Annotated in this window: 13 protein-coding genes; 8 read left to right on the top strand and 5 right to left on the bottom strand. The window is 72.5% G+C overall.

The features are described from left to right. Window positions 1–4 precede the first annotated feature (4 nt). The 3 genes from IEW90_RS06895 to IEW90_RS06885 all read left to right on the top strand — a co-directional run bounded on the left by IEW90_RS06895 (window position 5) and on the right by IEW90_RS06885 (window position 2989). Entirely contained in the window at window positions 5–694 is a 690-nt protein-coding gene (locus IEW90_RS06895) for a DUF4191 domain-containing protein (RefSeq protein WP_188717386.1), read from the top strand. 98 nt (window positions 695–792) lie between these two features. Further along, the gene (gene glnA / locus IEW90_RS06890; protein ID WP_188717384.1) at window positions 793–2217 is read left to right on the top strand and encodes a type I glutamate--ammonia ligase; all 1425 of its coding nucleotides are present in this window, start codon (window positions 793–795) and stop codon (window positions 2215–2217) included. 157 nt (window positions 2218–2374) lie between these two features. Next, window positions 2375–2989 (top strand): immunity protein CdiI family protein, encoded by a 615-nt coding sequence (locus IEW90_RS06885; protein WP_188717382.1) that lies wholly within the window; start codon window positions 2375–2377, stop codon window positions 2987–2989. A gap of 8 nt (window positions 2990–2997) precedes the next feature. On the opposite strand, the gene IEW90_RS06880 is transcribed toward IEW90_RS06885, so the two are convergent. From IEW90_RS06880 to IEW90_RS06870, 3 genes are all read right to left on the bottom strand, one after another. Further along, a complete protein-coding gene (locus IEW90_RS06880; protein WP_188717380.1) occupies window positions 2998–3201 on the bottom strand; it encodes a zinc-ribbon domain-containing protein in 204 nt (67 codons plus the stop codon). 219 nt (window positions 3202–3420) lie between these two features. After that, window positions 3421–6330: a bifunctional [glutamine synthetase] adenylyltransferase/[glutamine synthetase]-adenylyl-L-tyrosine phosphorylase gene (locus IEW90_RS06875; protein ID WP_188717378.1), complete on the bottom strand. Its 2910-nt coding sequence runs from the start codon at window positions 6328–6330 to the stop codon at window positions 3421–3423. A gap of 4 nt (window positions 6331–6334) precedes the next feature. After that, window positions 6335–7666 carry a glutamine synthetase family protein gene (locus IEW90_RS06870; protein WP_188717376.1) on the bottom strand — a complete coding sequence of 444 codons (1332 nt, stop codon included), beginning with the start codon at window positions 7664–7666 and terminating at the stop codon, window positions 6335–6337. 126 nt (window positions 7667–7792) lie between these two features. Between IEW90_RS06870 and panB the strand changes: the two genes are divergently transcribed. Both panB and IEW90_RS06860 read left to right on the top strand, forming a co-directional pair. Then, window positions 7793–8668, top strand: coding sequence for a 3-methyl-2-oxobutanoate hydroxymethyltransferase (panB, locus tag IEW90_RS06865; RefSeq protein ID WP_188717374.1), 876 nt, complete (start codon window positions 7793–7795; stop codon window positions 8666–8668). Window positions 8669–8672: 4 nt separating this feature from the next. Continuing rightward, on the top strand, window positions 8673–9203 hold the full coding sequence (locus IEW90_RS06860) for a DUF1697 domain-containing protein (RefSeq protein ID WP_188717372.1): 531 nt from the start codon (window positions 8673–8675) through the stop codon (window positions 9201–9203). 8 nt (window positions 9204–9211) lie between these two features. Here the strand turns inward: IEW90_RS06860 and IEW90_RS06855 are convergent, their stop codons facing one another. After that, window positions 9212–9448: an SPOR domain-containing protein gene (locus IEW90_RS06855; RefSeq protein WP_188717370.1), complete on the bottom strand. Its 237-nt coding sequence runs from the start codon at window positions 9446–9448 to the stop codon at window positions 9212–9214. A gap of 123 nt (window positions 9449–9571) precedes the next feature. Beyond that, window positions 9572–10465 carry an SDR family oxidoreductase gene (locus tag IEW90_RS06850; RefSeq protein WP_188717367.1) on the bottom strand — a complete coding sequence of 298 codons (894 nt, stop codon included), beginning with the start codon at window positions 10463–10465 and terminating at the stop codon, window positions 9572–9574. Window positions 10466–10656: 191 nt separating this feature from the next. Here IEW90_RS06850 and IEW90_RS06845 point away from each other — a divergent pair, with 191 nt between their 5' ends. Genes IEW90_RS06845 through ppgK form a run of 3 tightly spaced genes read left to right on the top strand, consistent with a single transcriptional unit; the run spans window position 10657 to window position 12850 of the window. Next, window positions 10657–11151 carry a hypothetical protein gene (locus IEW90_RS06845; RefSeq protein WP_188717365.1) on the top strand — a complete coding sequence of 165 codons (495 nt, stop codon included), beginning with the start codon at window positions 10657–10659 and terminating at the stop codon, window positions 11149–11151. Between the two features lie 10 nt (window positions 11152–11161). Next, complete coding sequence (gene map, locus IEW90_RS06840; RefSeq protein ID WP_188717363.1) at window positions 11162–12034, top strand: type I methionyl aminopeptidase; 873 nt, start codon at window positions 11162–11164, stop codon at window positions 12032–12034. A 60-nt stretch (window positions 12035–12094) separates the two neighbouring features. Further along, complete coding sequence (gene ppgK, locus IEW90_RS06835) at window positions 12095–12850, top strand: polyphosphate--glucose phosphotransferase (protein WP_229679529.1); 756 nt, start codon at window positions 12095–12097, stop codon at window positions 12848–12850. The last annotated feature ends 89 nt before the right edge of the window (window positions 12851–12939 follow it).

The following is a 12939-nucleotide window of genomic DNA, read 5'->3' as shown; positions in this document are numbered from 1 at the left end:
AGCCATGGCACGCGAGACCGAGAAGGAGCCGGGCAGGCTCAAGACGATGTGGTCCATCTTCCAGATGACCCGCAGGAACGACAAGGCCGCGCTGCCGCTCATGCTGCTCGCGCTCCTCGGTCCGATCGTGCTCTCGATCGTGCTGCCCATCGTGCTCGGCAGCGACGTGCTCTTCATCGTCCTGTGGATCATCTCGGGCCTCCTCGTGGGCCTCATGCTCGCGATGATGGTGCTGACGCAGCGGGCCGAGAAGATCGCGTTCGCGCAGATCGAGGGCCGTCCCGGCGCCGTCGGCGCCGTGCTGAAGAACGGCCTCCGCGGCAGCTGGACGACGAGCGAGATGCCCGTCGCCGTGAACCCGAAGACGCAGGACGCGATCTACCGCGCCGTCGGCCGCCCCGGCATCGTGCTCATCTCCGAGGGCCCGCGCGAGCGCGTCGCGCGCCTGCTCGGCGAGGAGCAGCGCAAGGTCAAGCGCATCGTGCCGAACGTGCCCGTGCACGTGCTGGAGGTCGGCCCCGACTCCGAGCTCGAGCTGCGCCGCCTCACGCGGTCGATGCGCAAGCTGAAGCGCACGCTCACGCGCGCCGAGGTCATGGCCGTCGCCAACCGCCTCACGTCGCTCGGCCAGGTCAACCTGCCCATCCCGAAGGGCATCGACCCGCGCCGCGTGCGACCCGGTCGCCCCCGCTGACGTAACACCGCCGAAACATCGGCGTCACCGGCGGGCAACGGCTCCTGCGTAGCGTCGATGCCACGGCATCCGCCTACCCCCAACCAGTCAGGAGCATCATGTTCAAGGATTCTTCCGAGGTCCTCGCCTACATCAAGGACGAGGAGGTGAAGTTCCTCGACATCCGCTTCACGGACCTGCCGGGCGTGCAGCAGCACTTCAACATCCCCGCATCGACCGTCGACGAGGAGTTCTTCACGGTCGGGCAGCTCTTCGACGGCTCGTCGATCCGCGGCTTCGCGAGCATCCACGAGTCGGACATGCAGCTCATCCCCGACGTGACGACGGCGTACATCGACCCGTTCCGCGAGCACAAGACGCTCGTGATGATCTTCGACATCTACAACCCGCGCACGGGCGAGATCTACCACCGCGACCCTCGCCAGGTGGCGCACAAGGCCGAGCAGTACCTCGCCTCGACCGGCATCGCCGACACCGCGTTCTTCGCGCCCGAGGCCGAGTTCTACATCTTCGACGACGTCCGCTACTCGACGACGCAGAACCAGTCGTTCCACAGCGTCGACTCCGAGGAGGGCGCGTGGAACACGGGCCGCGTCGAGGAGGGCGGCAACCTCGCCAACAAGACCCCCTACAAGGGCGGCTACTTCCCCGTCTCGCCCGTCGACAAGCAGGCCGACCTGCGCGACGACATCTGCCTCAAGCTCGCCGGCATCGGCCTCGAGATCGAGCGCAGCCACCACGAGGTCGGCACGGGCGGCCAGGCGGAGATCAACTACCGCTTCAACACGATGGTCAAGGCCGCGGACGAGATCCTCGCCTTCAAGTACATCGTGAAGAACACGGCCGAGGAGTGGGGCAAGACCGCCACCTTCATGCCGAAGCCCCTCTTCGGCGACAACGGCTCGGGCATGCACACGCACCAGTCGCTGTGGCTCGACGGCAAGCCGCTCTTCTTCGACGAGAACGGCTACGGCAACCTCTCCGACACCGCTCGCTGGTACATCGGCGGCCTGCTCGCGCACGCCCCCGCGGTGCTCGCGTTCACGAACCCGTCGATCAACTCGTACCACCGCCTCGTCAAGGGCTTCGAGGCGCCGGTCAACCTCGTCTACTCGGCGGGCAACCGCTCGGCGGCGATCCGCATCCCGATCACGGGCTCGAACCCGAAGGCGAAGCGCATCGAGTTCCGCGCCCCCGACGCCTCGGGCAACCCGTACCTCGCCTTCGCCGCGCAGATGATGGCGGGCCTCGACGGCATCAAGAACCGCATCGAGCCGCACGAGCCCGTCGACAAGGACCTCTACGAGCTGCCGCCCGAGGAGGCCAAGAACATCCCGCAGGTGCCGGGCACGCTCGAGGAGGCGCTCGTCGCGCTCGAGCTGGACCACGAGTTCCTCCTCGAGGGCAACGTGTTCACGAAGGACCTCATCGACACGTGGATCGCGTACAAGCGCGAGAACGAGATCCTGCCGATGGCGCAGCGCCCGCACCCGTTCGAGTTCGAGCTCTACTACGGGGTCTGATGCGCTGACCGCCTGACGGCGACCAGACGGGGGCCGGATTCCTTGGGGGGATCCGGCCCCTCTCCGTCGTCTCGCGCTGGTCGAGGAGGCCGCGCCGCAGGCGCTGCCGTCTCGAGACCCCGAGGATCCGCAGTGCCGCGCGACCTAGGCTGAGGACATGCGGATGGAGCCGGCCGACGATGCGATCCGTGCGGCCGATCGCTACGACGCCACGTATCGGCTGCTCGTCTTCGAGGGCGCGCAGGCGACCGCGACGGCCTTCGACCTCGTCGACGTGACGCTCGAGGACGCGCTCGACGCCGCCGCGCGGATGTCGGGCGCCGACGAGCGCCTGTGGTCGCTCGCGCTCGTCGACGAGGACGCATGCCGACTGACGTGGCTCTCCGGGATGGACTACCGCGAGCGGCCTGGTACTGCCGTCGAGTGGCGGCGACGCGCGCGGATGCAGGACCGGTACCTCTCGCGGCGCAGCCTGCGCGGCCTGCCGCTCGTGCTGCCCGACGGCCTCCGCGTGATCCGGCTCTTCCCCGAATGGGTGCACGGGCTGCCGCTCTGGGAGAGCTTCGCGGATCCGTACCACCTCACGGAGGCCGACCTCGATCTCTCCCCCGTCCTGACCGCTGCGCTCATCGCGTGGAACGACGCGTGGGGCGACCGCTCGGAGGAGGAGCCGCCGCCAGCGGCTTGGGCGTCCCACGGCCGCGAGCTGTGGCGTCGGCTGCAGGCCGAGCTCGAGGGCACCGCCGAGGTGCGCCCCGACTTCCTCCTCTGACGCTCCGCTCAGCCCGCGACGGCCTCGCCGCAGATCGTGCAGACCTCGAGCTCCTGCCTCCCCCACCGGATGATCGGGATGAAGAAGAGCGTGAAGCGGCGCGAGGTGCGGATGCGCGCCCACACCGTCGTGTTGCCGCAGCGCGGGCACGTGCGGGTCTGGCCCGGACCGAGGTCCTCGCGCTTGTCGGAGACGCCGAAGATGAGGAGCATGCCGTCAGGCTAGGCGGCTCGCTCGTGGCGGGGCTGGGTGGTCTCGAGACGCGTGCGGCTGCGCCGCGCGCTCCTCGACCAGCGGAGGGGACGCGTGCGGCCGCGCCGCGCGCTCCTCGACCAGCGGAGGGGACGCGTGCGGCGGCGCCGCGCGCTCCTCGACCAGCGGAGGGGATGCGTGCGGCTGCGCCGCGCGCTCCTCGACCAGCGGCGTGGGCGCTACTCGTCGTAGAAGAGCCGGTCGAAGACGCGGCGCGCGCGGCGGGTGGCGGCGAGGTAGTGCTCCTCGAGCGCGTGCGCGGACCCCGCCGGCATGCCGATCAGCCGCGCGACCGCCTCGAGCTCCTGCCGATCCACCGGCAGCAGATCGATCGAACGGGCGCGCGCGAGCGCCAGGCCGTTGCGGATGCGGGTCGCGAGCGTCCACGCATCCCGCAGCACCTCCGCGTCGCGGTCGTCCACGAGGTCGGCGCGCGCGGCCGCGGCGAGCGCCTCGAGCGTCGACGTGGTGCGCAGGCTCGGCTCCCGCCCGGCGTGCCGCAGCTGCAGCAGCTGCACGAGCCACTCGACGTCGCTCAGCGAGCCGTCTCCGAGCTTCAGGTGGCGTCGGCGGTCGGCGCTGCGCGGCAGCCGCTCGGCCTCGACGCGCGCCTTGATGCGCCGCACCTCCCGCACCGACGACGCGGGGAACGACTCCGGGTAGCGCCGCTCGTCGATGACGGCGAGCAGCTCGGCGGCCAGCTCCGCGTCGCCCGCGAACGAGCGCGCGCGCAGCAGCGCCTGCGCCTCCCACGGCTCCGACCACCGCTCGTAGTAGCTGCGGTAGCTCTCGAGCGTGCGCACGAGCGGGCCCTGGCGGCCCTCGGGCCGCAGCCCCGCATCCATCTCGAACGGCAGGAACGGGTCGGAGAGCGTCTCGGAGACGCGGCGGATCACGGCCGTCGCGGCCGCGACCGGGTCGCCCTCGCCGCGAGCGACGTGCATGACGTCGATGTCGCTGCCGAAGCCGATCTCGCGGCCGCCCGTGCGGCCCATCGTGATCGTCGCGATCGCGAGCCCCTCCTGCCGGTGCAGCTCGAGCGCTGCGTCGACCATCGCGGCGGCGATCGCGGTGAGCGCGGCCCCCACCTGCACCTCGTCGGCGCGCTGGAGGGCGCTCGCCATCGCGACGCGCAGGTGCTCGCGGCGGCGGAGCGTGCGCAGCGCGTGCCGCACCGCGTCGGAGTCGTCGTGCCGTGCGAGCACCGCGGCCGCCTCGTCGCGCAGCGCCGCTTCGCTGCGCGGCCGCAGCTGGTCGTCGTCGTCGAGCCAGGAGGCCGACTCCGCGACCTTCTCCATCAGGGAAGCGATGAGCCGCGACGACGAGAGCAGCCGCGTGAGGCGCCTCGCGGCCACGGGCGAGTCGCGCAGCATGCGCAGGAACCACGGGCTGTCGCCGAGCGCCTCCGAGAGCCGCCGGAACGCGAGCAGCCCCATGTCCGGGTCGGCGCCCTCGGCGAACCAGCCGAGCAGCACGGGCAGCAGCAGCCGCTGGATCTGCGCGCGGCGGGTGACGCCGCCCGTGAGCTCCCCGATGTGCGCGAGGGCGCCCTTCGCGTCGACGTAGCCGGAGGCCTCGAGCCGACGGCGGGCGTGCTCGGGGCTGAGGCGCACGTCCTCGTGGTCGAGCGAGGCGACCGCGCCGAGCAGCGGCCGGTAGAAGAGCCGCTCGTGCAGCGACCGCACCGCGCGCCGCACCGCCTGCCAGCGCTGCGCGAGCGCGGCCGCGTCGCCGAGCCGCGCCGTGCGCGCGAGCCGGCGCAGGTCGTCGTCGTCGACCGGCATGAGGTGCGTGCGCCGCATCCGCCAGAACTGGATGCGGTGCTCGAGCGTGCGGAGGAACCGGTAGTGCGCGCTGAACTCGTCGCGCTCGGCGCGGCCGACGATGCCGCGGGCGGCGAGCGCGTCGAGCGCCTCGAGCGTGCCGCGCTGGCGCAGCGACTCGTCGTCGGCGCCGTGCACCAGCTGCAGCAGCTGCACCGTGAACTCGATGTCGCGCAGGCCTCCTGGGCCGAGCTTCAGCTGCCGGTCGACCTCGTCGGCCGGGATGTGCTCGGTGACCCGCTCCCGCATCCGCTGCACCGACTCGACGAAGCCCTCGCGGCTCGACGACTCCCACACCTTCGCGCGCACGGCCTCGTCGTAGGCGGCGCCGAGCGTCGCGTCGCCCGCGAGCGGGCGCGCCTTGAGGAGCGCCTGGAACTCCCACGACTTCGCCCAGCGGTCGTAGTAGGCGATGTGCGAGGCGAGCGTGCGCGTGAGCGCGCCGTCCTTGCCCTCGGGCCGGAGGTTCGCGTCGACCTCCCACAGCGGCGGCGCCTTCTGGAACTCGGCGCACGCGGCAGCGGTCTCGCGCGCGAGCAGGGTGGCGATGGTCGTCGCGCGGCTGTCGTCGAGGCCGTCGTCGGCCTCGTGCACCCAGATGACGTCGACGTCGCTCACGTAGTTGAGCTCGCGCGCACCCGTCTTCCCCATGCCGATCACCGCGAGCCGCACGCGGTCGGCGTCGTCGCCGAACCGGTCGCGGGCGGTCGCGCGCGCGATCGCGAGCCCCGCCTCGAGCGCCGCGGCGGCGAGGTCGGCGAGGGCCGCGGCCGCGCGGTCGACGTGCGCCTCGGGGTCGTCGAGCGCGAGGTCCCAGGCGACGAGCTCGGTGACGTGCCGCCGGTAGCGGCCGCGGAGGGCGGCGATCGCCTGCTCGCGCGGCATCGTCGACGCGCCGCCCTCGGCGGCGACCGCCTGCAGCAGGCTTCCGCGGTACGCATCGGCAGCCGCCGGTTCCCCGGGCCGCATGGCGACGTCGAGGTCCTCGGCGTGCCGCTCGAGGTGCTCGGCGGCGCCGAGCGAGCCGCCGAGCACGCGCAGCAGCGACGCGCCCGCCGGCTCGTCGGCCATCGCCTCCGAGACGTCGATGCCCGCGCGCACGAGGCGCACGAGCATCTGCAGCGCCGTGTCGGGGTCGGCCGACTCCGGCGCGCGCTCCAGCAGCGCGTGCAGCGGCTCCGGCAGCTCGGCGACCAGCGCCTCGGCCCGGCTCGGCTCGCGGAACCCCAGCTGCGCGAGCCGCGCCCTGGGCGAGGGGACGCGCATGGGCCTAGAGGATCAGCAGGTTCGACTCGAGCTCGACCTGCGTGACCTGCGCCCGGTAGCGGGCCCAGTCCTCGCGCTTGTTGCGCAGGAAGTACGAGAACACCTGCTCGCCGAGCGTCTCGGCGACGAGCTCCGACTCCTCCATCTCGCCGATCGCGCGGTCGAGGCTGGCCGGCAGCGCCTTGAAGCCCAGCGCCTTGCGCTCGCGGTCGGAGAGCTGCCACACGTCGTCGGTGGCCTCCTCAGGCAGCTCGTAGCCCTCCTCGATGCCCTTGAGGCCCGCGGCGAGCAGCACCGAGAACGCGAGGTACGGGTTCGCGGCCGAGTCCAGGCCGCGATACTCCACGCGTGCCGACTGCGCCTTGTTCGGCTTCGACAGCGGCACGCGCACGAGCGCCGAGCGGTTGTTGTGGCCCCAGCTGATGTGGCTGGGCGCCTCGTCGCCGGACCACATGCGCTTGTAGGAGTTCACGAACTGGTTCGTGACGGCCGTGAACTCCGGCGCGTGGCGCAGGATGCCCGCGACGAACTGGCGGCCGATCTTCGACAGGCGGTACTGGCCGGCCGGGTCGTGGAAGGCGTTCCGCTCGCCCTCGAAGAGCGACATGTGCGTGTGCATGCCGCTGCCGGGCGCGTCCGCGAAGGGCTTCGGCATGAAGGTCGCGTACACGCCCTGCGAGATCGCGACCTCCTTGACCACCGTGCGGAAGGTCATGATGTTGTCGGCCGTCGAGAGCGCGTCCGCGTAGCGGAGGTCGATCTCGTTCTGGCCGGGGCCCGCCTCGTGGTGGCTGAACTCGACCGAGATGCCGAGGTCCTCGAGCATCCGCACGCTCGCGCGGCGGAAGTCGTGGGCGGATCCGCCGGGCACGTTGTCGAAGTAGCCGGCGCGGTCGACGGGCACGGGGTTCGTGACGTCGGCCGACTTCAGCAGGTAGAACTCGCACTCGGGGTGCGTGTAGAAGCTGAAGCCCAGGTCGGCGGCCTTCGCGAGCGTGCGCTTGAGCACGTGGCGCGGGTCGGCGGCCGCGGGCTCGCCGTCGGGCGTCGAGATGTCGCAGAACATGCGCGCGGTCGGGTCGATCTCGCCGCGCCACGGCAGGATCTGGAACGTCGACGGGTCGGCCTTCGCGATCACGTCGGCCTCGTGCGAGCGGGACAGGCCCTCGATCGACGAGCCGTCGATGCCGAGCCCCTCGGTGAAGGCGCCCTCCACCTCCGCCGGGGCGATCGCCACCGACTTCAGCGTGCCGAGCACGTCGGTGAACCAGAGCCGCACGAACTTGATGCCGCGCTCCTCGATCGTCCGGAGCACGAAGTCCCGCTGCTTGTCCATCCCGGCCCCTCTCTGCCTCCTCCCAGGCTAGTGCCCTCGGCGTCATGCACCTGGGAGCGGCGGGCCGCGCGGGCGGGCCCGGGATGCGGCGCGGGGCGCAGGGCGCGCGGGGCTAGGCTCGGGCACATGGCAGCGAGCGAGAGCGGCGAGGTCGCCGCGCCCTACGGCGGAGCGACGGCGGCGGCGACGGCGGGAGGCGCGCCCAAGCGCGTGCGCACCCGGCACTTCCTGCAGGCGAAGCGCGACGGGCACCCGATCGTCGGGCTCACGAGCTACGACTTCCTCTCGGCGCAGATCTTCGACCGCGCCGGCATCGACTTCCTCCTCGTGGGCGACTCCGCCGGCAACACCGTCTTCGGCTACGACTCGACGCTGCCGGTGACGGTCGACGAGCTCATCCCCCTCACCCGCGCCGTCGCGCGGGCCGCGAAGCGCGCGCTCGTCGTCGCCGACCTCCCCTTCGGCTCGTACGAGACGAACCCGCGCGAGGCCGTCCACTCGGCGATCCGCTTTATGAAGGAGACCGGCGCCCACGCGGTGAAGCTCGAGGGCGGCGAGCGCTCGGCCGAGCAGATCCGCCACATCGTCGAGGCCGGCATCCCGGTCATGGCGCACATCGGCTTCACGCCGCAGTCGGAGCACGGGCTCGGCGGCCACGTCATCCAGGGCCGCGGCGAGGCGGGTGCGGAGCAGCTGCTGCGCGACGCTCGGGCGGTCGAGGCGGCCGGCGCGTTCGCGGTGGTGCTCGAGATGGTGCCCTCGGCCGCCGCGAAAGCCGTGACCGAGGCGCTCTCGATCCCCACGATCTCGGTGGGCGCGGGCCCCGACTGCGACGGCCAGCTGCTCGTCTGGACCGACTGGGCGGGCTTCACCACGGGCCGCATCCCGCGCTTCGTCAAGCAGTACGCGCAGATCGGGCAGGCGCTCGAGGCCGCGGCGATCGCGTTCCGCGAGGACGTCGAGTCCGGCGCCTACCCCGCGCCCGAGCACGAGTACGAGTAGACCCGTGCGCGTCGCCCTGCTGCTCCGCGGCGTCAACGTGGGCGGCGTGACGGTGCGCTCGGCCGACCTCCGGTCGGTGCTGTCGGATGCGGGCCTCGGCGACGTCGTCACCGTGCTGGCGAGCGGCAACGCGGTGGTCACCGCGACGTCCGCGTCGGTCGCGGCGCGGACGGCGGAGGCCGCGCTCGAGGCGCGCTACGGCAGGCGGATCCGCGTGCTCGGCATCGACGTCGACGCGCTCGCGGCGGTGGTCGACGCGTATCCGCACGGCGAGGACGACGCGCACACCCCGTACGTCGTGTTCGAGCTGCAGCCCGGCGTGCTCGCGCCGCTCGTCGACGTCGAGACGTCGGAGGACGAGGCGACGGCGCTCGGCGACGGCGTCCTCTACTGGTCGAACCCCAAGGGCTCGACGCTCACGAGCGCCTTCGCGAAGGCGAGCGAGCGCATCGGGAGGACGGCGAAGGGCGACGCCCGCGACGCCACGACCACCCGCAACCTCCGCACGCTGCGGAAGGTGCTCGCCGCGGCCTAGCCGTCGAGTCAGCGCTGGGCGTGGTCGGTGCCGCCGGCCTCCGCGCCGCCGTCCGGGCCCTCTCCCCATGCGTCGTCCTGCGCGTCCTCGGCGGCCCACTGGCGCGAGCGCTCCTTGATGATCTCGGGGGCGCGCGCGGCCTCCTCGCGCGTCGAGAACGGCCCCGCGCGGTCGTAGCCCGGCGAGACCATGCCCTCCTCGACGACGCCCGTCTCGAGGTTGTACCAGTACTCGGCAGCGTTCATGGCGCAGAGCATAGGTGCGCCGGCTCCACACCAGCATCGAGCCGGCTCAGACCTCGCCGCGCTCGACGAGCCTGGGTCGGCTCGCCGCGCCATCGCAGCCGCGAACCACCCGGGCCGACGCGGTCACGGGGTGGGCATCCCGCCGTTCACGTGCAGCGTCTCGCCGACGACGTAGCTCGACTCGGCGGAGGCGAGGAACACGTAGGCGGGCGCGAGCTCGGCCGGCTGGCCGGCGCGACCGAGCGGGGTCTGCTCGCCGAACTCCGGCAGCGCGTCGGTCGGCTGGCCGCCGGCGGTCTGCAGCGGCGTCCACACCGGTCCGGGGGCGACGACGTTCACGCGGATGCCGCGGGGCGCGAGCTGCTGCGAGAGCGCCTTGCTCATGGTGTTCATCGCCGCCTTGGTGGTCGCGTAGTCGACGAGGTGCTCCGAGGGCGAGTACGCCTGGATCGACGACGTCGCGATGATCGACGAGCCCGGCGCCATGTGCGGCACCGCGTCCTTCGCGAGCCAGAACAGCGGGTAGACGTTCGTCTTGAAGGTCTCGTCGAACTGCTCGTCGGTGAGGTCCTCGAGGCGCTCGACGTACTGCTGCTTGCCGCCGTTCGAGACGAGCACGTCGATGCCGCCGAGCCGCTCCACCGTGGTCCGGACGAGCTCGGCGCAGTAGGCACGGTCGGTGAGGTCGCCCGGCACGGCGACGGCCGTGCGGCCCGCCTCCTCGATGAGCGCGACGATCCGCTGCGCGTCCGACTCCTCCTCCGGCAGGTACGAGAGCACCACGTCTGCACCCTCGCGGGCGAACGCGATCGCGGTCGCAGCGCCGATGCCGGAGTCGGCGCCGGTGATGAGGGCGCGACGCCCCTCGAGGCGGCCGGTGCCGCGGTAGGTGGCCTCGCCGAGGTCGGCGCGGTCGCGCATCTCGGAGTCGAGGCCAGGGCCGTCCTGCGAGATGGCCTTCGTGTCGATGTCGGCGTAGAGCGTCGTGGGGTCCTGGAACGTGAACTGGTCAGCCATGGCGTCGACGGTAGGGACGCGGCCTGGGTGCCGCTCGGAGCGCGCGCTCGGCCATCGTCCAGGATCGGGGTACGCGTGGGCGCCGTCCGTTAGACTGACTCACGACCGGTTCCAGACCCCGACCGTCCTCCCCGACGAACGCGCACGCCGCGCCGTCGAGCACTCGGCGGCGGCAGGAACGGAACCGAAGCATGCAGGACGAGCTGCGCTCCCAGCAGACCACCGCCCCCGCGGGCGACCTCCATCGCGCCGACCGCGCGCGCCTCCGCGGCGCGCCCGGCTCGCCGCCCGTCGACACGGCCTTCGAGTGCCGCGTGCTCCGCGACGGCAGCCGCACGCTCCTCCACGCGGCGGCGACCTCGCACCTCGTCTCGACCTCGATGCTCGAGGCGCTCTTCATGACGACGAGCAACCCCGCGCTCCAGCGCCTCGTCGCGCAGAACCCGCGCTCGCCGCTGTGGGTGATCGGCGAGGCCCTGCACGACGACCTCGACGAGGTCGCGCTGGCCTTCTACGCGCGCCGGATGGGGCGCGCCGACCTCGCCTACCTCCTCATGGAGGCGACGGCGCCCGGGACGACCGTGGCGCAGCGCTGGCAGGAGCTCGGCGGCGGCGCGGTGCCCTCGTCCGAGATCCGGCTGTCGGCGGGCGAGCACCCGGGCGGCGGCGGAGGCGCGCCTGCCTAGGATGGATCGCATGCCGAAGGACGCCCGAGGTCACCTCATCCCCGGCCGGATCGGCCCCGAGCGCCGTGTCGCGCCGCAGATCGCGCGGCCCGAGTACGTCGGCCGCCCCGGACCCGCGAAGCACGTCGGCGGCGACGTCTACGACGAGCCGACGATCGACCGCATCCGCGCGGCGGGCCGCATCGCCGCCGACGCGATCGCCGCCGCCGGCGCCGCCGCGCGCCCCGGCGTCACCACCGACGAGCTCGACCGCATCGCGCACGAGCACGTCGTCGCGGCGGGCGCCTACCCGTCGACCCTCGGCTACCGCGGGTTCCCGAAGTCGAGCTGCACGAGCGTCAACGAGGTCATCTGCCACGGCATCCCCGACGACACGGCGCTCGAGGCCGGCGACATCGTGAACATCGACGTCACCGCCTACCTCGACGGCGTCCACGGCGACTCCAACCGCACCTTCGTCGTCGGCGAGGCGAGCGACGAGGTCGCGCAGCTCGTCGAGCGCACCGAGCTCGCGCTCATGCGCGGCATCAAGGCGGCGCTGCCGGGCCGCCGCGTCAACGTCATCGGCCGCGCGATCGAGATGTACGCGAAGCGCTTCGACTACGGGGTCGTGCGCGACTTCACCGGCCACGGCGTCGGCACGTCGTTCCACTCCGGGCTGATCATCCCCCACTACGACACCGATCGGTACGACGACGTCATCGAGCCGGGGATGGTGTTCACGATCGAGCCGATGCTCACGCTCGGCACGCACGAGTGGGAGATGTGGGACGACGACTGGACCGTCGTCACCCGCGACCGCTCCGTCACCGCGCAGTTCGAGCACACCATCGTGGTGCGCGAGGGCGGCGCCGAGATCCTCACCCTCCCGACCGCCGCCTGAGCGGCTGCGCCGGGTGCCGCCGGCACGACCGCGGACGCCGGGCATGCGAGGATGCTGGGCGTGACGAAGTCCAAGCACCAGGCAGTCGGCGTCGACATCGGCGGGACGGGCGTCAAGGCGGCGCTCGTCGACGTCAGGACGGGCGAGCTCCTCAGCGACCGCGTGAAGACCCCGACGCCCGCCGGCGGCGAGCCCGACGCGATCAGGGACGTCGTGGTCGAGCTGGTCGGCAGGCTCGACGCCCGCGACGACACCCCGATCGGCGTCACCTTCCCCGCGATCGTCCGCAAGGGCCGCACGATGAGCGCGGCGAACGTCTCGAAGGCGTGGATCGGGCTCGAGGCCGAGCGGCTCTTCGAGGACGCGCTCGGCCGCGACATCCACTTCGTCAACGACGCCGACGCCGCCGGCTTCGCCGAGGACCACTACGGCGCGGCGAAGGATGCGAAGGGCCTCGTCATCATGACGACGCTCGGCACGGGCATCGGCGGCGCGTTCATCTACGACGGCGTGCTCATCCCCAACGCCGAGCTCGGCCACCTCGAGCTGGATGGCGCGGGCGCCGAGACGCGCGCCTCGAACAAGGTGCGCGAGACGGAGGGCCTCAGCTGGGAGGCGTGGGCCGAGCGGCTGCAGCGCTACTACAGCCACCTCGAGTTCCTCTTCTCCCCCGACCTCTTCGTCGTCGGCGGCGGCGTCTCGAAGTCGTCCGACGAGTTCCTGCCGCTGCTGCGGCTCGACACCCCGATCGTGCCGGCGATGCTGCGGAACAACGCGGGCATCATCGGCGCCGCGGCGCTCGCGCGCGGCGTCTAGCGGGGCATCCTCGTCCAGCGCCCCCGGCTCCGCGGCCGGGGGCGCTGTCGCGCGTGCGGATCGCGTTCTCCGATGTCGATCTTCGTCTC

This window comes from Agrococcus terreus, from assembly GCF_014645235.1.
Lineage (GTDB): Bacteria > Actinomycetota > Actinomycetes > Actinomycetales > Microbacteriaceae > Agrococcus > Agrococcus terreus.
Note: the sequence above shows the minus strand (reverse complement) of the source record. Positions and strands in the feature narration are given on the sequence as shown.